This window comes from Streptomyces sp. NPDC052910 (assembly GCF_055585605.1).
Genome location: NZ_JBVJJR010000002.1, coordinates 423,218 through 440,763 on the forward strand (window position 1 = coordinate 423,218; position 17,546 = coordinate 440,763).

17 protein-coding genes and 1 riboswitch are annotated in these 17,546 nt (G+C 73.6%); of the genes, 6 read left to right on the forward strand and 11 right to left on the reverse strand.

Annotated elements, in window-relative coordinates; all coding sequences use genetic code 11:
• Positions 1-5 precede the first annotated feature (5 nt).
• The gene (locus tag ACZ6X9_RS07660) at positions 6-869 is read right to left on the reverse strand and encodes an Fpg/Nei family DNA glycosylase (protein ID WP_469777021.1); all 864 of its coding nucleotides are present in this window, start codon (positions 867-869) and stop codon (positions 6-8) included.
• Positions 870-939: 70 nt separating this feature from the next.
• On the opposite strand from ACZ6X9_RS07660, the gene ACZ6X9_RS07665 reads away from it, so the two are divergent.
• On the forward strand, positions 940-1,086 hold the full coding sequence (locus tag ACZ6X9_RS07665) for a hypothetical protein (RefSeq protein WP_469777022.1): 147 nt from the start codon (positions 940-942) through the stop codon (positions 1,084-1,086).
• Positions 1,087-1,232: 146 nt separating this feature from the next.
• On the opposite strand, the gene ACZ6X9_RS07670 is transcribed toward ACZ6X9_RS07665, so the two are convergent.
• The gene (locus ACZ6X9_RS07670; protein WP_469777023.1) at positions 1,233-2,459 is read right to left on the reverse strand and encodes an ArsR/SmtB family transcription factor; all 1,227 of its coding nucleotides are present in this window, start codon (positions 2,457-2,459) and stop codon (positions 1,233-1,235) included.
• Here ACZ6X9_RS07670 and ACZ6X9_RS07675 point away from each other — a divergent pair.
• Positions 2,440-3,684: an alpha/beta hydrolase family protein gene (locus ACZ6X9_RS07675; RefSeq protein ID WP_469777024.1), complete on the forward strand. Its 1,245-nt coding sequence runs from the start codon at positions 2,440-2,442 to the stop codon at positions 3,682-3,684. The genes ACZ6X9_RS07670 and ACZ6X9_RS07675 overlap by 20 nt on opposite strands.
• Before the next feature lie 160 nt (positions 3,685-3,844).
• Here ACZ6X9_RS07675 and ACZ6X9_RS07680 read toward each other — a convergent pair whose 3' ends face one another.
• Both ACZ6X9_RS07680 and nicT read right to left on the reverse strand, forming a co-directional pair.
• A complete protein-coding gene (locus tag ACZ6X9_RS07680) occupies positions 3,845-4,678 on the reverse strand; it encodes a class I SAM-dependent methyltransferase (protein ID WP_469777025.1) in 834 nt (277 codons plus the stop codon).
• Between the two features lie 122 nt (positions 4,679-4,800).
• Positions 4,801-5,931, reverse strand: a complete 1,131-nt coding sequence (nicT, locus tag ACZ6X9_RS07685) for a Nickel transporter NicT (protein WP_469777643.1) — start codon at positions 5,929-5,931, stop codon at positions 4,801-4,803.
• A gap of 33 nt (positions 5,932-5,964) precedes the next feature.
• A riboswitch (cobalamin riboswitch) is annotated at positions 5,965-6,191 on the reverse strand.
• 306 nt (positions 6,192-6,497) lie between these two features.
• On the opposite strand from nicT, the gene ACZ6X9_RS07690 reads away from it, so the two are divergent.
• Entirely contained in the window at positions 6,498-8,006 is a 1,509-nt protein-coding gene (locus ACZ6X9_RS07690) for an APC family permease (RefSeq protein ID WP_469777026.1), read from the forward strand.
• A gap of 95 nt (positions 8,007-8,101) precedes the next feature.
• Positions 8,102-8,692: a YIP1 family protein gene (locus tag ACZ6X9_RS07695; protein WP_469777027.1), complete on the forward strand. Its 591-nt coding sequence runs from the start codon at positions 8,102-8,104 to the stop codon at positions 8,690-8,692.
• A gap of 167 nt (positions 8,693-8,859) precedes the next feature.
• Here the strand turns inward: ACZ6X9_RS07695 and ACZ6X9_RS07700 are convergent, their stop codons facing one another.
• From ACZ6X9_RS07700 to ACZ6X9_RS07715, 4 genes are all read right to left on the reverse strand, one after another.
• Positions 8,860-10,062, reverse strand: coding sequence for a cytochrome P450 family protein (locus tag ACZ6X9_RS07700; RefSeq protein WP_469777028.1), 1,203 nt, complete (start codon positions 10,060-10,062; stop codon positions 8,860-8,862).
• Between the two features lie 370 nt (positions 10,063-10,432).
• Positions 10,433-11,647, reverse strand: a complete 1,215-nt coding sequence (locus ACZ6X9_RS07705) for an MAB_1171c family putative transporter (protein WP_469777029.1) — start codon at positions 11,645-11,647, stop codon at positions 10,433-10,435.
• Positions 11,640-12,290, reverse strand: coding sequence for a hypothetical protein (locus ACZ6X9_RS07710; RefSeq protein WP_469777030.1), 651 nt, complete (start codon positions 12,288-12,290; stop codon positions 11,640-11,642). The genes ACZ6X9_RS07705 and ACZ6X9_RS07710 overlap by 8 nt, the downstream gene beginning before the upstream one ends.
• A complete protein-coding gene (locus tag ACZ6X9_RS07715) occupies positions 12,287-12,772 on the reverse strand; it encodes a helix-turn-helix domain-containing protein (protein WP_469777031.1) in 486 nt (161 codons plus the stop codon). The genes ACZ6X9_RS07710 and ACZ6X9_RS07715 overlap by 4 nt, the downstream gene beginning before the upstream one ends.
• 314 nt (positions 12,773-13,086) lie before the next feature.
• On the opposite strand from ACZ6X9_RS07715, the gene ACZ6X9_RS07720 reads away from it, so the two are divergent.
• Entirely contained in the window at positions 13,087-14,028 is a 942-nt protein-coding gene (locus ACZ6X9_RS07720; protein WP_469777032.1) for a serine protease family protein, read from the forward strand.
• 124 nt (positions 14,029-14,152) lie between these two features.
• Positions 14,153-14,500, forward strand: coding sequence for a hypothetical protein (locus ACZ6X9_RS07725; RefSeq protein ID WP_469777033.1), 348 nt, complete (start codon positions 14,153-14,155; stop codon positions 14,498-14,500).
• Positions 14,501-14,590: 90 nt separating this feature from the next.
• Here the strand turns inward: ACZ6X9_RS07725 and ACZ6X9_RS07730 are convergent, their stop codons facing one another.
• The 3 genes from ACZ6X9_RS07730 to ACZ6X9_RS07740 all read right to left on the reverse strand — a co-directional run bounded on the left by ACZ6X9_RS07730 (position 14,591) and on the right by ACZ6X9_RS07740 (position 17,531).
• Positions 14,591-15,331 carry a hypothetical protein gene (locus ACZ6X9_RS07730; protein WP_469777034.1) on the reverse strand — a complete coding sequence of 247 codons (741 nt, stop codon included), beginning with the start codon at positions 15,329-15,331 and terminating at the stop codon, positions 14,591-14,593.
• Positions 15,331-16,599, reverse strand: coding sequence for a VWA domain-containing protein (locus tag ACZ6X9_RS07735; RefSeq protein WP_469777035.1), 1,269 nt, complete (start codon positions 16,597-16,599; stop codon positions 15,331-15,333). The genes ACZ6X9_RS07730 and ACZ6X9_RS07735 overlap by 1 nt, the downstream gene beginning before the upstream one ends.
• Before the next feature lie 167 nt (positions 16,600-16,766).
• Positions 16,767-17,531: a hypothetical protein gene (locus tag ACZ6X9_RS07740; RefSeq protein ID WP_469777036.1), complete on the reverse strand. Its 765-nt coding sequence runs from the start codon at positions 17,529-17,531 to the stop codon at positions 16,767-16,769.
• Positions 17,532-17,546 lie beyond the last annotated feature (15 nt).

Consider the following 17,546-nt stretch of genomic DNA (forward strand, 5'->3'; position numbering starts at 1 on the left):
GCGGGCTATTTCAGCAGCCGGGACAGCCGCCGGTCGGCGAGCGGCTTCCCGCCCGTCTGACAGGTGGGGCAGTACTGGAGCGAGGAGTCGCTGAACGACACCTCGCGAACGGTGTCGCCGCAGACCGGGCAGGGTTCGCCGGTCCGTCCGTGCACCCGGAGGCCGCTCTTCTTCTCGGCCTTCAGCCCGGCGGCCGCCTGTCCGCGCGAGCGCTCGACGGCGTCCCGGAGCGTCGTCCGCAGCGCCTCGTAGAGGGCGCCGGCCTCCTCGTCCGTCAGGCTCGACGTCGGTTTGAACGGGGACATCCGGGCCGCGTGCAGGATCTCGTCCGAGTAGGCGTTGCCGATGCCGGCGATCACGCTCTGGTCCCGGAGGAAGCCCTTGACCTGCCGGCGCTCGCCGCGCAGCAGCCCGGTGAAGACGGCGGGCGTGAACGTGTCGGCCAGCGGGTCCGGGCCGAGGCGGGCGACGCCCGGCACGTCGGAGGGGTCGTGCACGCAGTAGGCGGCGAGGCGCTTCTGCGTACCCGCCTCGGTCACGTCGAAGCCGGCGCCGCCGGCCAGTCGGACCCGCAGGGCGAGCGGCCCCTTGCCGGGGCGGGGCGGGGTCGCGGGGAGGGCGTCGTGCCAGCGCAGCCAGCCGGCCCGGGCGAGGTGGAGGACGAGATGAGGGCCGTCCTCGGTGGCTACGTCCAGGAACTTGCCGTACCGCCCGACCCCGGCCACGGGCCGCCCCTCCAGGGCGGTGAGCGGCGGATCGTACGTCTTGAGCACGCTCACCGCCACCGGCAGCACCTTCTCGACCGTACGGCCGCCCAGCCGCTCGCCCAGGAAGGCGGCGAGTGCCTCGACCTCCGGCAGTTCGGGCATGGTTCCAGTGTGACGGGGGTGAGGGGGGAGGCAAGTCGTGGGGGCAGGCGGGACGGAGTGACCGGGGCCGGTGGGCGGCGGGGCGGCGGGGCGGCCGTCCTGGCCCGCGACGGGCCGGCTCGGCGCCACGACGGCCGGCACGGTGTGGGCGGTCCTGCGGGGGCTGGTGGCCGGTGGCTTCGCGGCCTTGCGGTACGCGGCGCCGCGCCGCCTGTGACCCGGTGGCCGGCACGCCCGTCGGCATGGGTCGGCCGGCATTCGTCGGCCCGCATCCATCGGCCCACCCGCCGGCCGACGCCCGGAGTCCGGCACCCATCGGCCGACGCCCGACGTCCGCGCCCAGGGGGCGGCCCGGAAGCCCCTTCACCGCACGAGCAGGTCCCCCAGGGCCGTCCGGCGGTGGAGCACCGCACGTCCCCGGCGGTCCGAGGTGACGAGGCCCGCGCCGCGCAGGGCGGAGGCGTGGGCGGAGGCGGTGGCGTTGCTGACGCCCAGCCGGCGGGCGAGGCCGGTGGTGGTGTGCTCGTCGGCCAGCAGGAGCAGGACGTCGTGGCGGGTCCGGCCCAGTACGGCGGTGAGCGGCTCCGCCGGCCCTCCGGCGCCCGCGGGGTCGAGCGGGCGGCCGGGGCCGGCCGGGTAGGTGAGGCCGAGCGGGCCGTCGGGGAGGTCGGCGACGAGGGGATGGCCCGTCCAGTGGAAGGTGGGCAGGAGCAGCAGGCCGCGTCCGGCCGGGTGGAGGTCCCGGTCGGTGGGGGCCGGCAGTTCCCAGACCGTGCCGCGCAGCCGGCCTCCGGGGACGAGGGAGGCGAGCGCCGCGCCGGTGCCGTGCTCGGCGGCGGTGACCGCGTGGCGGGTGAACTCGGCCCGGTGCAGGTCCTGGACCAGGGGCCACACGGGAGCGAGGACGGTGTCGAAGGCCGCCCGCTGGGCCCGGCGCAGGAGCCGCCAGGCGTCGGGGTCGTCGGCGTGCAGCCGGCGGACCCAGGGGGCCGGCGGCCGTCCGCCGTGGACGCGTTCCAGCTCCGAGCGGACCGGTTCCGGGGCGGCCCGGACGGCTGTCAGCCCGTCCGCGAGGGTGTCGTGGAAGACGTCGAGGAAACGGGGTGCCACCCCGGCGGGCACCAGGTCCGCGAGCGGTTCGGCGGCGGGCGGCAGGGCGCGGAGCAGTCGGCGCCGCCACCGGCCGAACAGCAGGGCGTCACGCGGCGAAACCAGCGTGCTCAGGGCCGCGTTGAGCTCCTGGAGCGGGGCCGGGCGGGGCGCGAACCGCACCCGGGCGAGGTCGTCGGCCGTGAGGTGGACGCGGAACACGGTCTTCCCCTCCCCGGGGCCCGCGCGCGGGGCGCGAGCCATCGTTTCGGCGCCGAGGTTGCGGCGCCATCGTTTCGGCCACGGCCTGAACGTTCGTCCGGACCGGCCGCCGACGGCCAGCATGCCGGTGGTGGCCGCCGCGGCGCACGCGGGGGCCGGAGCGAGGGAGAGCAACTTGCCATACGCGAAAAGCGCCGCGCCGAACACGAGAAGCGCCGCGCCCGACTCGAGAAGCGCCGCGCCGTACTCGAGAAGCGTCGTGAGCAGACGATCCGTCATCGCCGCCACCGCGACCGGGGCCGCGGGAGTGCTCCTGGCCGGGGGCGCGGCCGTCGCCCCGGCGGGGGCCGCCGGGGCCCGGCCGGTGGTCCTGCGGCTGCCCGCGCCGTCCGGCCCGCACCGGGTCGGGGCGACGGTGCTGTACCTGGTGGACCGTTCCCGGCCGGACCCGCTGACGCCCGGCATCCCGGTCCGGGAGGTGATGGTGACCGTGTTCCACCCGGTCGGCGCGGTCGGGGGCCGGCCCCGGGCGCGGCAGATGACGCCCGGCGCGGCGGCCTTCTTCAGGGAGATCGACGTCCGGGTGCACCGTCTGCCGGCGGCGGGGGTGGACTGGGCGGCCACGCGCACCCACGCGTACGTCGACGCCCCCGCCCTCGCGGGGCGCCGGCCGGTGCTGCTGTACAGCCCCGGGGGCGGCGATCCGCGGACCATGGGCACCGGGCTCGCGGAAGACCTGGCGAGCCACGGGTACGTGGTGGTGGCCGTCGACCACCCGGGGGACGCCGGCGAGGTGGAGTTCCCGGCCGCGATGGACGGGCGGGAGCGGGTGCGGCCGACCGTTCTCACCGGGGAGCCCGGCCCCGGCCTCTTCGACGTCCTGGTCGAGACCCGGATCGCGGATCTCCGTTTCGTCCTGGACCGGTTGGCGGACCTGGCCGCCGGCCGCTCCCCCGACGCGCTGGGGCGCCCGCTGCCCCGGGGGCTCGGCGCGGCCCTGGACCTGCGGCGGGTGGGCGTGTTCGGGCACTCCCTCGGCGGCACCGCGGTGACCGAGGCGATGCGCCGGGACCGGCGGATCGGGGCGGCGGTCGACCTGGAGGGGTATCTGGACCGGCCGCCGGGCGGCGACGGCCGGCCCGGTGAGCTGTTCCCGGTGGCACTGGAGGGCACGGACCGGCCGCTGCTGCTGGCCGGTACGGACGGCTTCCGGAACGAACGGTTCGAGCGCTCCTGGCCGGCCGTGCTGTCCCGTTCGGCCGGGCGGGCCAGGCGGTGCCGGCTCGACGACGCCGGGCATTGGGTGTTCACCGACTACGCCGCCCTGGCGCCTCGCTTGCAGGCGGCGGGGCTGATGCCGGCCCGGGACCGGGACGCGCTCGTCGGCCCCGCCGCGCCGGACCGGTCGGTTCCGGCCGTGCGGGGGCTGGTGCGTTCGTTCTTCGACCGGTGGCTGGCGCCGCGCGGCCGGGGGCGGGTCCCGACGGCCGTCGCTGACTCCTGACCCCGCCGGCCCCTGGCGACCCGCTGTCACCCCGGCCGGGGGCGGCTTCCGACGGCCGCCCGCCGGCCCCTGACCCCCGCCGACTCCGGGCGCCCGCGACCGCCCGGCCGGGAGCGGCCATCCGACGGCCGCCCGCGGTCCTCCGGCGCCCGGTCCCCCGCTACACCCCGGCAGCGGGGAACTCGAACCGCACCAGCCGGAACACGTCCCGCAGTCCGGGGACGAGGCTCGTCAGGCGGGCCTCCAGCCGGGCGAGCGGCGGGGTCCGGCGGACGTCGGGGAGGCCGCAGCCGCGGACGACGTCCAGGCAGGTCAGGCCGGGGTGCAGGCGTTCCAGGTCACGCGGGTCGTCGATGCCCCAGTGCAGGGTCGCGCCGGTCCTGCGGAGGACGGGTATCAGCGGCTGCATGCGGACGCCCAGGCCGCTGAGGCAGTCGAACAGGAGCTGTCCGCCCGGGAAGTGAGCGGTGATCCGGCGGATCAGGCGTTCGCCCTCGGCCCGCCGCAGGTACATCGAGAGCCCCTCGAAGACCGCCACCACCGGCCGGTCGGCGGGGAGTTCCTCCAGCCAGCCGTCGGCGGTCACGGAGGCCGCGAGGGTGCGGTGGTCGCCGCCGGGGTCCGGGAGGAGGCGGTCGCGGAGGGCGACGACCTCGGGCAGGTCGACGTCGATCCAGCGCGTCTCCGGGGACCGGGCGAGGCGGTGCGCCCGGGTGTCCAGCCCGCAGGCGAGGTGAAGGACCGTGACGCGGGGCCGACGGGCCAGGTACGCGGCCGTCCAGTCGTCCAGGCAGCGGGCGCGCAGCGCGACGCCGGCCGCGTTCACGGACGTCATGCCCGTCCTGCGGAAGTCGTAGTCGATGCGCCGGACGGTCTCCAGAGCGGTCCGGTCGTGCAGGAGGGAGTGGCAGGAGCGGCTGTCTACGGCGCGGCCGTGGAGGGTGGCGAGCAGGGTTTCCGGGACACCGGTGAGGGTGATCTGCTGGCGGTCCATGTGCCTCCTCGTCGAAGAACGGACGCTTCCCCTCTCACCGTAGCCCCGGCGGCCCCCGCCCGTCCCGGCTCCGGCGAAGCCGCCGGGCGGGGGCGCGGGGCGGGCGCCGCCGGGGCGCCGCGTCAGCCCTCCGCCGCCGGGACCGACGCGCCCCGGGCGGCCCAGCGCTGCTCGACCTTGGCCAGCCGCCAGTAGGCGAGTGCCGCGGCCCAGACGACGACGAACAGGCCGACGATGACGAAGCCGACGTTGTCGAGGTTCAGTCCGGCGATCCAGCCGGTGACCGCGTCGTCCAGTTCCAGCTTCTCGTGGAGTACGCCGACCAGTTCGATGGTGCCGATGAGGAAGGCGACGGCGATCGACAGGCCGGTGATGGTGAGGTTGTAGTAGACCTTGCGGACCGGGTTGGAGAACGCCCACTGGTAGGCGAAGTTCATGAACGTGCCGTCGAGGGTGTCGAAGAGGCTCATGCCGGCGGCGAACAGCAGCGGCAGGCAGAGGATCGCGTACCAGGGCACACCGGCGGCGGCGCCGCTGCCGGCCATGACCATCAGGGTGACCTCGGTGGCGGTGTCGAAGCCCAGGCCGAAGAGGAAGCCCAGCGGGTACATCTGGCCGGGGCGGCTGATCGAGCGGGTGAAGCGGCCGAGGATCCGGTTCATGAAGCCGCGCGAGTCGAGGTGTTCCTCCAGCTCCGCCTCGTCGTACCGGCCCTCGCGCATGGCGCGGAAGATGCGCAGGATGCCTGCGAGGGCGACGAGGTTGAGAGCGGCGATGAGGTAGAGGAAGCCGCCCGAGATGCTGGTGCCCATGATGCCGAGCGTCTGGTGGGTGGCCGAGTCCTCGTCCATCAGCGTGCTCGCCATGTGGGTGCCGCCGGCGACCAGGGCGGTCAGCACGACCACGACGCTGGAGTGGCCGAGGGCGAACCAGAAGCCGACGGAGACCGGGCGCTTGCCGTCGGCCATCAGTTTGCGGGTGGTGTTGTCGATGGCGGCGATGTGGTCGGCGTCGAAGGCGTGCCGCATGCCGAGGGTGTAGGCGGTGACGCCGAGGCCGACGCCGTAGACCTTGGAGCCCACTTCGTAGTGGTTCGGGGCGACGAGCAGGAAGAGCACGCCGAACGCGACGACGTGCAGGGCGGCTATGACGGCGAGCAGGCCGGCGGTCCGCACGGTGTCCTGGCGGCGCCAGCGGAAGGCGGCGGACGGCCCGGCGGGCGCGTCGGTGGGCGCATCGATGGGCAGGGTCATCTTGGGGTTCACGCTCCAGCACCTCGTGGATCGGTTCACTGAGATGCCGTGGCCGGTCTCCTGGCTGACGGGTTCGTTCGCGCCCGCCCCCGCCTTCCCGGCAGCCGGCTGCGGCCAGTGGCTCCACGCGCCCCGGCGGGCCGCGTGGAACGGGACGGTCACTCCCCGATCACAGTGGCGAGGGCCGCTCCGGAATCGGACGCCCCCCGGGGGAGGGTCCTGCACCGGTCTTCCCGAACACCACGGCCGGGTCACTGTAACGCCCCTGCCAGTACGGATGCACCGAGAGTGGCGATTGTCATGTCCTGCCTCAGGGGGCGCTCCGGTTCCGGTGACGGCTCCCGCCCCCTGACGCGCTCCGGCCCCGTGCGCCCCGGGTCTTGACGCGGTGCGGACCGCCCGGCCAGAGTCGCCCAGCACCCCGTCCGGCGCACCGGCCCCAACTCCCGTGCGCTGTTCGGGCGATGCCCGCGTCACGGTCCGTGCCGCCTCGTGCGGGGTGATGGACGGGCCGGGCGGGCCGGTGCTACGAGTGCAGGTAACGCGCCAACGGGAAGGGCGGCCCCATGGGAGAGAAAGCGGACGCGCCGGACGGCCGGGACGGATTCGTCCGCCGTGTCGGGCCGTTCCAGGCCACCGCCATCAACATGAGCCAGATGTGCGGCATCGGCCCGTTCGTCACCATCCCGCTCATGGTCGCGGCCTTCGGCGGCCCGCAGGCCGTCATCGGTTTCCTGGCGGGCGCGCTGCTCGCCCTCGCGGACGGCCTGGTGTGGGCCGAGCTCGGCGCGTCGCTGCCGGGCGCGGGCGGCAGTTACGTCTACCTGCGGCAGGCGTTCCAGTACCGGACGGGCCGGCTCATGCCGTTCCTGTTCGTCTGGACGGCCATGCTCTACGTGCCGTTGGCCATGGCCAGCGGTGTGATGGGCTTCGTCCAGTACCTGGGGTACCTCTGGCCGGGCATGACCCCGGCCCAGGGCGACCTGACCGGGCTGGCGCTCATCGTGGTCGTGGTGGCGCTGCTGTGGGGACGGGTGGAGAACATGGCCCGGATCACGACGGTCCTCTGGTGCGTGATGATCGCGGCCGTGGTGCTGGTGATCACCGCCGCGTTCACCCACTTCAGTCCGGACCGGGCGTTCACCTATCCGTCGCACGCCTTCGACCTGACGGCGCATCACTTCTGGATCGGCTTCGCGGCCGGCCTGACCATCGGCATCTACGACTACGGCGGTTACTGGACCACCGCCTACATGGGTGCCGAGATCAAGGACCCGGGACGCACCATTCCGCGCTCCATCATCTACTCCATCCTCGGCATCATGGCGATCTACCTGCTGCTGCAGATCGGCACCCTGGGCGTCGTGGACTGGCGGGACATGCTCGACCCGGACAACGCCGCCTCGTCCTCCGTGGCCTCCGCCGTCCTGGAACGCACCTGGGGGACGGGGGCCGCCGACGCCGTCACGGTCCTGGTCCTGATCACCGCCGTGGCGTCGGTCTTCACCGGGCTGCTGGGCGCCTCCCGCATCCCCTACAACGCGGCCCGGGAGAGGGTCTTCTTCCGGGCGTTCGGCACCCTGCACCCGCGCCACCGCTTCCCCGTCCTCGGCCTGCTGAGCATGGGGGCGATCGGCTGCGTCGGCTTTCTGATCGGCCGTCACACGGATCTGGCGACGCTGATCCAGTTGCTCACCACGGTGATGGTGCTCGTCCAGGCGCTCGGGCAGATCGCGGCCGTCACCGTGCTGCGCCGCCGCCAGCCGACGCTGCCGCGCCCGTACCGGATGTGGCTCTACCCGTTGCCGAGCCTGGTGGCACTGGTCGGCTGGCTCGTCATCTACGGCTACGCCGACCGCAATTCGCCCGGCCGGCACCCCATCGAGTGGTCGCTCGCCTGGTTCGGCGCGGGGTGCCTCGCCTTCCTCCTGTGGGCGCGCGTCGAGCGGGTCTGGCCGTTCGGTCCCCGGGAGATCAGCGAGGAGTACCTGCCGCGAGCCGACGGCGGACCCGGCGGGAACGCCGCGCCGGAACCCGACGCCGACACCGGCCCGGTGGAGCCCACGCCCGCCTGACGGAGCGTCCGCGCCCGCCTCGGCGGCCGGGCCGCCCGACGCCCCGTCACCGACCGGCCCGGGCGGCCCGCCCGGGCGGTGAGAGAATCGCCCCCATGCCCCTGACCACCACGACCTCCCCCCGCCCCCCGGACTCCGGACGGCGCAAGCTGCTCTGGCACCGGCTCATATTCGGGCTCTGGTACCGGCCCGTCGAAGTGCTCGACGAGGCCCGGGACCGGAGCGTCTGGGGCGCCGCCATGTTCCTCTGCCTGCTGTGCGGGGCGCTGGGAACCCTGGCCAAGGACTCGTTCTGGGCCCAGTGGGACGTCAGTCCCCCACTCGCCCTGGAGGCCATGGCCATCGGCTCGGGCGTGGTCCTGCTCGCCAGCCTGCTGCTCGGCCTGGTCACCCACGCCATCGCCCGCAGGCTCGGCGGCAACGGCCGGCCCGGGCCGACGGCGAGCCTGTTCGTCCTCGTCTTCTGGACCACCGACCTCCCCCGGCTGGTCCTGGACTCCTTCCTCCCGACCGCGTCCATCCCGGTCCGCGCCACCGCCTCGGTCACCGCCGCCTTCGGCTGCGCTCTGGCCACCCTCCTGATCCGCGGCCAGCACCACCTGCCGACCCACAAGGCGGCGGCGGCCGTCAGCGTCCAGATGCTGGCGGCGGCGGCACTCCTGAAGTTCCCCCCGGGCAGCGGCTGAGCGGCCTCCCCGCACCGGAATCTCCCCGGCCCCTCCGGCCCGTCATCGCGGCGGGCCGGTTCGTCATGCGCCCGGCCCCGGGCACGCGAAGGCCCGCCCGGTGCGACGGGGGATGCACACCGGGCGGGCTCGAAGACAGTTCTACCTCATCAAGGATGGGTTATGCATCAAAAACGTGTTCGGCTTGCGGTCGACCAGCGCACGGGGAGCGAAATCAGGCCACGGGCGCGCATCGACGGACGCCATTTCAGTTCCTCTCGCGGAACGGCGAGTTCCAGCTTGTCGAAGCGCTCCAGCAGGGCCGCGAGGGCGATTTCGGTCTCCGTCCGGCCGAGGGCGGCACCCAGGCAGTAGTGGATGCCGTGACCGAGGGCGAGGTGACCGAAATCACTGCGTCGCAGGTCAAGGCGGTCGGCGTCGGGGAAGCGGGTGGGGTCGTGGTTGGCGGAGGCCAGGGAGAGGAGGACGGTCTCGCCGGCCGGCACGGTGACGCCGCCGATCTCGACGTCCTCCAGCGGGAAGCGGCGGATGGCCAGCGGAGCGGGTCCGTCGTAGCGGTTCAGTTCCTCCACGGCCGCCGCGAGTCCGTCCGGATTCTTTCGCAAGGCACGGAGCTCTTCCGGGTGGTCCAGCAGGGCGAGCACCGAGTTGGCGATCAGGTGCACGGTGTTCTCGTAGCCGGCGAACAGGAGGAGGAAGACGAGCGACGTCAGTTCGTCCTCGGACAGGCGGTCGCCGCCGTCCCGCACGGCGATGAGGTCGGACAGCAGGTCGTCCGCGGGGTCGGCGCGCTTGGCGGCGAGCAGGCCGGTGAAGAACCGGATCATGTTCCCGATCGCCTCGCGGGCCGCCTCCGGGCGGGCCGGGTCCGGGGTGATCAGGGCGTCGGTCCAGCTCCGGAAATCCCGGCGGTGGTCCTGCGGGATGCCCAGCAGGTCGCACATGACGAGGATGGGCAGCGGGCCGGCGTACACGGCCAGCAGGTCGGCGCCGCCCGCCGGTTCGACCGCGTCCAGCAGGCCGTCGGCGAGGCGGCGCACCGGCTCCCGCAGCTTCTCCACCCGCCCGGGCGTGAACGCCTTGACCACCAGGCGCCGGACGCGGGTGTGGTCCGGCGGATCCATGTTGAGCAGGTTGGCGTCGAGAGCCGGAGGCAGCGAGAAACCCGCGTAGTTGCCGGGCTTGGCGTGACGTTTGTCGAGGGAGAGCCGCGGATCGGCGAGCGATCGGCGGACGTCCTCGTAACGGGTCACCAGCCAGGCGGGATTGCCGTCCGCGCCCTGGACACGGTGGACCGGGCCGGCTTCCCGGAGCGCGGCGAGGGTCCCGTAGGGGTCGGCGATGAGGGACGCTGTGTCGATGGGTCGCATGGCTCCGACCCTAGGGGGGCGGTGGCGGGCGGGGGTCGGGGGGCCGCGTTTTCACCCGCTCCCGGTCCGGCGTACGAAACCCGTTCCCAGCACGGTGGACAAGTCCCGTTCCCGGTCCGGCGTACGGCACCCGGTTCCCGTTCGGTGTACGACCGTTTCCGGTTCGGCGTACGCCCGATGCAGGCCCGGTGAGCGACCATTCCGGCCCGGCGTACGCCCGATGCGGGTCCGGCGCGCGACCGTTTCCGGCCCGGTGGACGAATTCGGCGCGGGCGGCACCGGTCCCGTGAGTACGGGCACCGGCGCCGGCCCGCGCCGCGGGCGGCCGTGACCCCCGTCCATGGCCGCCACGTCTGTGGGACGCGCGTCCTCAGTGGGGACGGCGCTCCGCACTGGTCTCCCGTAACTCCTCGAGCACGGCGTCGACCAGTTCGTCGTGGAAGACGTCGGCGACGAGCGCCAGGTGCTCGTGCTCGGCCGCCGGGTCGGAACTGACGGTCACCACCACGCTGTCGGCGTGCGGGACCGGGACGTGGCCGGTCGCCTGGTTGGCCAGGCCCCGGCGGAAGGCCGCGGCCTCCACGACGGCGGCGAGCCGGCGCTCGTCCAGCGCGGCGGCGTCCGCCCGGCGGTGGGCGATCTCCAGGGCGGCGGGCTCGACGTGCCGGCGGACGCCGCGCTGGATGTCGCGGATCTCGGCCATCTGCCGGTTGGCCCGCCATTCCAGGTCGGCCAGTGGCCAGCGGGAGGCCCAACGGGAGGTGCCGATGGTCACCTCGGGGACGTGCGCGGTGACCTCCTCCCAGAGCGGGTGGAGGCGGCGCAGCCGGCGCCAGGCGGTGGCACGGGGGCCGACGGCGGGCAGCGAGAAACCGAGGAGGACCAGCAGGGCCGCCACCGAGGCGCTCATGGGGGCCACGCCGTTGGAGAGCCAGTAGACGTCGCGGCCGGCCCAGGTGAGGACGAACCCGACGAGTTTGCAGGCGCAGTAGAGCAGTCCCAGCCAGCAGCCGGCGGCGAGCGTCCGCAGCCCCTTGGAGAGCCAGGACGGGCCGAGGGTGGCGGCGTAGCGGGGGCAGAGGACGCCGAGTCCGGCGAGGCTCGTGCCGAAGATGGCCAGGTACAGCGTCAGGAAGGCGACGATGCCGGGGGCGTCGGCGTAGGCGGTGCTGAAGTCGCGGGGGTGCTCGACGGCGTCCGGGCGGCCGACGGCGAAGCAGACGATCGCAACCGTCCAGGCGACCGCCACGGCGGCCACCGCGAGCCGGGACCGGCCGACCGCGCGGGCGTGCGCCGCCGCGTCGCCGCGGCTGGTCCAGCGGAGCAGCAGCACGGTGGCGCCGGAGGCGAACAGCACGACGGCCGAGTAGAGGAAGACCATGGCGAGGTTGGCCACGCCGGTGAGCCGGTCGAAGGCGCGGTAGACGCTCGGCGCGGAGAACAGGAAGACGACGGGTACGCCGGCGGTCATCAGCGCGGTCAGGCCGAGGTCGGTGTTGCCGCGGTCGCGGAACCAGGCGCGGGCCTTGTAGGCGACGATGACCCAGGTGACGGCGGAGAAGGTCAGGTAGAGGGCGTCAAACACCGGCCCCGCCCTCCGTCCCGCCGCCGTCGTCCCGGACCTTGCGGACGTGCTGGAGCGCGGGGCCGAGGGAGGCCGCCAGTTCGGCGGCCGGGCCCTCCAGCGGCTGCTCCTGGCCGGGCGGGGGCGGCACGACCTTCTCCATCAGCAGGGTGCCGAGGATCTCGGTCTCGCGCTCGGTGAGGTTGTCGTAGCAGTGGTGCCGGGCCAGGCCCATGGTCAGCCCCATCCGGCGCATGGCGGTGGCCACGTCGACGGACGGCGTCCACACCTTGAGGGCGTCCTCGGTGACGGTCGGGTCCTGGTCGTGGCCGAGCAGCAGGTGGCCGATCTCGTGCAGCACGATGTGGACCTGGTGCCAGGGGGAGGTCTTGAGCTCGTAGACGACCCAGTAACCGTCGTCGGTGGTGGCGGTCATGCCGGAGACGACGCCGTCGAGGCTCATCGGCACCAGATGGATCGGCCGTCCCACGCGGCGGGCGACGACGTCGCACAGACCACGGAGATCGGTGGAGGCCGGCAGCGCCAGCTCGGCGATGAGCTGCTTGCACCTCCGGCGAATCCGCCCCACCCGCATGACTGCACCGTCCTCGTCCTCGGTACGCCGCCAGTGGGTGAAGAGCCGGTCGTCCGCCGCGACGGTCACGGGCGCTCCTCACCCCCCGCCCCCGGCGGGTCCGACGGCAGGTTCATCTGCTGCCGGAACTGGGAGATGATGGTGGTCAGGCTGTCCTGGACCTCGGGCGGCAGGCCCACCGAGCGCAGGGCGATGGCCCGTACCCGCTGGTCGCGCATCGCGACGAGGAAACGGACCTCCTCCTCCACCCGGGCGGTCTGCGGTGCGGACAGGTCGCCCATCAGGTAGCCGACCGGCACCGCGAAGAACTTCGCCAGCGCCCGCAGCACGTCCGGGCTGGGGTTGGCGCGCTTCCCGTTGCGCAGCATCGACAGGTATTGCTCGGTGAGCGTGACCCCGCCGTACTCCTCCGTGCCGCGGCTGATCTCCTCCGCGACATGGGCGTTGGTGTACGGCGCACCCGGCGGGTGCATGTTGGCGAACAGGTAGTTGAGCCGCCCCGCCAATGGGCTGCCCTGATCTCCCGTCGCTCTGTCCCCCCTGACCGCCATGTGTCCCCCCGTTCCAGGTGCCTGGTTTCGCACGGCCGCCTCACGGCCGGTTAAGCCCTGAGAGGTCGCGAGGGGCATCCTGTCACGCGCGGACGCGGAGCACTAGTCCGTTCCGGATTACGAGCGGATGACGGACTTAACCGTCGGTTGATGGCAGGTCAGGAAGGTCCGGTCCAAGTGGCCGGGCCGGGCGGGCGGGCTCCGGCATCGTGGTGAATCCTGTCGCGTCCGCCTCTCGCCACAGCCCTCCCGCCCGGTGGAGGATGACACGCTCACCTCGTATGTGCCCCCGCGCACCGGAGAGGAACCCGCCCATGCGCAGACCCCTCGCCGCAACCGCTCTCGCCGCCCTCCTCCTCGGCCTCACGGCCCTCTCCCCCGGCGGCCCGGCCGCCGCCGACCCCGGGCAGCGCGCCCTGGCCGTCGAAGCCGACGCCTACTGGACCCCCGACCGGATGGCCGCCGCCCTGCCCGCCGAGGCCGCGCGGCGACCGGTGACCGGCCCGGGCGTCCCCGACACCCCCGACGCCCGCAAAGCCCCCGTCCCCCCGAGCCACCCGTTCGACGGGCTGCCCCAGGTGGGCACCTTCTTCTGGACCGACGGCCAGGGTCAGGGCCGGTTCTGCGGCGGGACGGTGGTCCGCAGCCCGTACCGGAATCTGGTGGTGAGCGCGGCCCACTGCCTGCGCCGCCCCGACCCCAAGCGGAAGTTGTCGTTCGTGCCGCAGTACCACGACGGGCTGAAACCGCACGGCGTCTTCCCGGTCGAGGCGATCTACATCGATCAGCGCTACTACGACCTGGGCACCGACGGCGGCGCCCGCTGGGACTACACCGTCGTACGGCTGGGCGACCGCTCGGACGGGAGCCCGGTCGAGCGCGTGACCGGCGGTTTCGACGTCGCCTTCCACCCCGGCTATCGGCACCCGGACGTCCGGCTGATCGGCTACCCGGGCAACAGCGACGCCAAGTACCCCAAGCCGCTCGACTGCCGCTCCGCCACCCGGCGTTACACGAGCACGGACCCCAAGGCCCCGGGGGACTTCCTGGAGATCCCGTGCGCGGGATACGTCGGCGGCACCTCGGGCGGGCCGTTCCTGCTCCCCGGTTCCCGGGGCGGATACACGCTGATCGGGGTGATCGGCGGCTACCACACCGGTGGTGACACCCCGGACGTCTCCTACAGCTCCTACTTCACCGAGGACCTGCTGGACCTGTACGTCGACGCGGTGCACGGGGAGCCGCCGGCGGGCTGAGGACGCCGGGCCCGCGGCCCGGACCGGGGGCCACTCGTCCGGGTGACTCCCGGACTGGGCGGATCGGCGCGGGGGTAGCGACAGCCCGTCGTGGCAGTCGCCCTTCTCCGAGAGGACCACGCGTATGCGCTTCCGTGCCGCCCTGGCCGCCGCCGCGGGTGCCCTGGCCCTGATCGTCACCCTGCCCACGTCGGCCGCCGCGGCCGAGGGCCGGTTCGAGTACACGTACACCGGCTTGGACGGCAGGCCCGCCACCGCGGTCCTGGAGAACCCGCCGACCGGGGAGTGCGTCACGCTGCCGGAGGTGGCCGACCCGGGCAGCAGCTCGCCGGCCCACTCGCCGCGCAACCGGACGGACGAGTACGCCGAGGTCTTCACGGAGCCGGACTGCACGGGCGACTCGTTCCGGCTGCGTCCGAACACCGGTTACGGCGGGGAGCGCCTCAAGGTGCGGTCGGTGCGGTTCTCCTGACGCGACCGGCTCCGGGGAAAGGCGGAACGGCGGCACCACCGGTGGGATTCCGGGGGTGCCGCCGTTCCGTGCCCGGGGCCGGAGGCCGCGTCACGCGCCGCGCGGCCGCCGCGTCAGCGTGTAGCCGCCGATGGCGGCGAGGGCGCCGAGCACCGCGCCGCCGACGGTCCACACCCAACGGTCGGACCACCAGCCGCCGTTCCAGCCGTCCTCCGGTTCGGCGACGGCCCCGGCGTGCAGCGGCGCGCCGAGTTCGCCGCCCTCGGCGTACTTGCCGCCGGCGTCCTCGGCGGTCGCCTCCACCTCGGCGTGCACCGGCAGACCCATGTCCTGGTCGGGCCCGTCGGCGACGGTGAGGCGGACGTAGTACGCGCCGGGCAGCGGGTCGTTGGACCAGCGCTCGGCGTACGGGCGGACGACGCGCAGGGTGCAGCTCAGCGTGACGGTGGCGTCCTGCTGGGACACCCGCTTCGTCCGCTCGCCCTCCGCGCAGGCCTGGCGGCGGCGCAGGCCGTCGAAGACGTCGAGCTGCCAGGTGGCGGCGCCGTGCCGGGCGCTCGCCTCCGGCAGCTTGACGGTGGCCTTGGCGGTGGGCCGCTGGCCGGCTCCGGCCGGGAACTGCCAGTAGAGGTAGTCACCGGTCGTACCGTCGGCGGTGGCCTTCTGGTCCTGCTTGACGGCCGTGGCGGTACGGAACGACGTACCCGCCTCGGTCGGGTCGCCGTTCTGGCCCTTCGTGCCGGCGGGGGCGTCGGCCGCGGCGGCGCCGGAGACGGTGAACAGCGCGCCGGCCGCGAGCAGCCCCGCGGTCAGCATTCGTGCGATACGCATCAGTTGGCCCTCCAGATCGCGACGCGCCAGCGGGCCAGCCAGCCCCACAGCAGACCGGCGACCAGGCCGGTGACGACGAGGACGAGCAGCAGCACCCAGCCCCGGCCCAGGCCGAAGGCGGCCAGGTCGGAGGGCTTGTCCGGGGACTTCACCAGGTCGACGGCCAGCTCGACGGGCAGACCGGGGTCGCGCTTGACGGAGGCCGGGGCGGAGAAGGAGTGCGAGACCTCCAGGCAGACCGTCCGGGCGTCGGCGTCGTCCTTGGAGTCCTTCTTGCCCTTGCCCACCGGGTAGCGCAGGCCGGACGCCATCACGTCGGTGCGCCCGTTGCCGGCGTCGGAGCCGCGGACGAGTTCCTGGCCACCGTCGCCGACGGCTCTGACGAGGATGCCGTAGTCACGGTCGACGGGCCGGTCGGCGCCGACGCTCGCGGCGGCGCGCAGTTCCTGGCCGGGCTTGACCTTGACCTTGTACCAGCGGTGCTCGCCGAAGGTCGCACGGTCGCTCCACACGCCGGCGCCGATCTCGGGCGCCGCGGAGCAGGCGTCCGCGCCCTTCGTGGGCTTGGGCGTGTCGTCGACGGGCGTCTCGGAGCGGCGGACGAGCTGCTTGATGCGGCCCGAGAGCTCCTTGGTGTGCCGCACGGTGGTGTAGGTGCCGCCGGTGGCCTCGGCGATGCAGGTGAGCTGCTCGCGGGTCTTGTCGTCGTGCGCCAGGCCGAGCGTGTCGATGGTCAAGTGCGTGCCCTTGGCGGCGAGTTCGCGCGCCACGTCACACGGATCGGGCTGACCACAGGAGTCCTCGCCGTCGGTGATGAGGACGATGCGGCGGGTGCCGCCGTCCTCGCCGAGGTCCTGGTCGGCGCCGCGCAGCGCGTAGCCGATGGGCGTCCAGCCGGTGGGGCGCAGGGTGGCGACGGCCGCCTTGGCCTCGGTCCTGTCGACCTGGCCGACCGGGTACTCCTGCTTGCTGTCGCGGCAGCCGATCGCCTTGTCGTCCCCGGGGTAGTGGGCGCCGAGCGTCCGGATGCCGAGCCGCACGCCCTCCGGGGTGGCGTCGATGACCTCGTTGAACGCCTGCTGGGCGGCGGCCATGCGGGACTGTCCGTCGATGTCGCGGGCGCGCATCGAACCGCTGACGTCGAGGACGAGCTCGACCTTCGGGGAATCCTTGGAGGGCCCGTCGGCGGCCTGCGCCGGCACGACACCTCCGGCCAGTGCGGCGAGCAGAGCGCAGGCGCCCGCCGCCAGCCGTCTTGTGATGATCATCCGAGGATCCTAGTGACCCACAGGCGGCCGACTCAAAACGGGAGTTGCGGGAGCGGGGAGCACCGCGGGGGCGTCAGGGAGCACGCGGAGGGCACCGGGAGCGCGTCCCGGTGCCCTCGTCCCGTCTCGCGGTCCGGCCCGCAGGGGGCGGGCTAAGCCGGCGGCGGTCACAGCCCCTGCTGCTGGGACTTCTTCAGCTTGGTGATGTCGATGCTCTGGTCGGCCGGCGGGGCCTTCGCCGGGACCGGCTTGTTCCAGTCCGTCAGGGTGACGGAGGTCTTGTCCTTGCTGTCGTCGATCCTCAGCGGGTAGGGCCGACCGGTGGTCGCGACGCTGATGGTGGTGCCCTTGGCGCTGATCGGGACGGCCTGCTGCCCGTCCACGGTGGTCAGCGCGCCCTTGGTGATCGTCTCGGAACCGTCGTCATCCTTGCCGACCTTGGCCTGCAGCGCCGTCAGCTCGCACCCCTTCGTCATGCTGCCGAGGCTGGGCTCGCTGGTGGGACCGGTGACGTAGCGGCCCTTGAACAGCTCGGCCGCCTGCGGGTTGGCCTTCGCCCGCCACAGCTTCTCGTCGGCCTTCATCCACACCCGGTCGCCGAGCTTGATCAGCTCGATGGTTCCCATGCTGGCCGTCTTGACCGTGCCCGCGCAGTTGCCCTGCTTGTCCAGGGCGAGGTCGACGTCCATCCGCTCCCCGTCCTCGGCCCCCGACATCTTGAAACGGAGCGAGGTAGCGGTCTGGAGTTCCTTCTTGGCCTTGTCGGATATCTCCTTGCCGGGCAGCTTCTCCACGCCGTTGCCGGCCGCCGCGTCCTGGACGGACTTCTTGTCGTCGCCCTTCTTCTCGCTCTTCTCACTGCCGCAGGCAGAGAGTCCCAGGACCGCCGCCATGCCGACGGCGGTCATGGCGATGCCGTGCTTACGCTTCATTCGATGCCACTCGTG

What these genes read in the sequence shown, in the direction of transcription:
- ACZ6X9_RS07700 (WP_469777028.1), bottom strand. Translation starts at nt 10,062, where the DNA reads ATGCGACCCATCGACACAGCGTCCCTCATCGCCGACCCCTACGGGACC.
- nicT (WP_469777643.1), bottom strand. Translation starts at nt 5,931, where the DNA reads ATGACCCTGCCCATCGATGCGCCCACCGACGCGCCCGCCGGGCCGTCC.
- ACZ6X9_RS07740 (WP_469777036.1), bottom strand. Translation starts at nt 17,531, where the DNA reads ATGAAGCGTAAGCACGGCATCGCCATGACCGCCGTCGGCATGGCGGCG.
- ACZ6X9_RS07715 (WP_469777031.1), bottom strand. Translation starts at nt 12,772, where the DNA reads ATGGCGGTCAGGGGGGACAGAGCGACGGGAGATCAGGGCAGCCCATTG.
- ACZ6X9_RS07720 (WP_469777032.1), top strand. Translation starts at nt 13,087, where the DNA reads ATGCGCAGACCCCTCGCCGCAACCGCTCTCGCCGCCCTCCTCCTCGGC.
- ACZ6X9_RS07660 (WP_469777021.1), bottom strand. Translation starts at nt 869, where the DNA reads ATGCCCGAACTGCCGGAGGTCGAGGCACTCGCCGCCTTCCTGGGCGAG.
- ACZ6X9_RS07690 (WP_469777026.1), top strand. Translation starts at nt 6,498, where the DNA reads ATGGGAGAGAAAGCGGACGCGCCGGACGGCCGGGACGGATTCGTCCGC.
- ACZ6X9_RS07725 (WP_469777033.1), top strand. Translation starts at nt 14,153, where the DNA reads ATGCGCTTCCGTGCCGCCCTGGCCGCCGCCGCGGGTGCCCTGGCCCTG.
- ACZ6X9_RS07695 (WP_469777027.1), top strand. Translation starts at nt 8,102, where the DNA reads ATGCCCCTGACCACCACGACCTCCCCCCGCCCCCCGGACTCCGGACGG.
- ACZ6X9_RS07680 (WP_469777025.1), bottom strand. Translation starts at nt 4,678, where the DNA reads ATGGACCGCCAGCAGATCACCCTCACCGGTGTCCCGGAAACCCTGCTC.
- ACZ6X9_RS07730 (WP_469777034.1), bottom strand. Translation starts at nt 15,331, where the DNA reads ATGCGTATCGCACGAATGCTGACCGCGGGGCTGCTCGCGGCCGGCGCG.
- ACZ6X9_RS07735 (WP_469777035.1), bottom strand. Translation starts at nt 16,599, where the DNA reads ATGATCATCACAAGACGGCTGGCGGCGGGCGCCTGCGCTCTGCTCGCC.
- ACZ6X9_RS07670 (WP_469777023.1), bottom strand. Translation starts at nt 2,459, where the DNA reads ATGACGGATCGTCTGCTCACGACGCTTCTCGAGTACGGCGCGGCGCTT.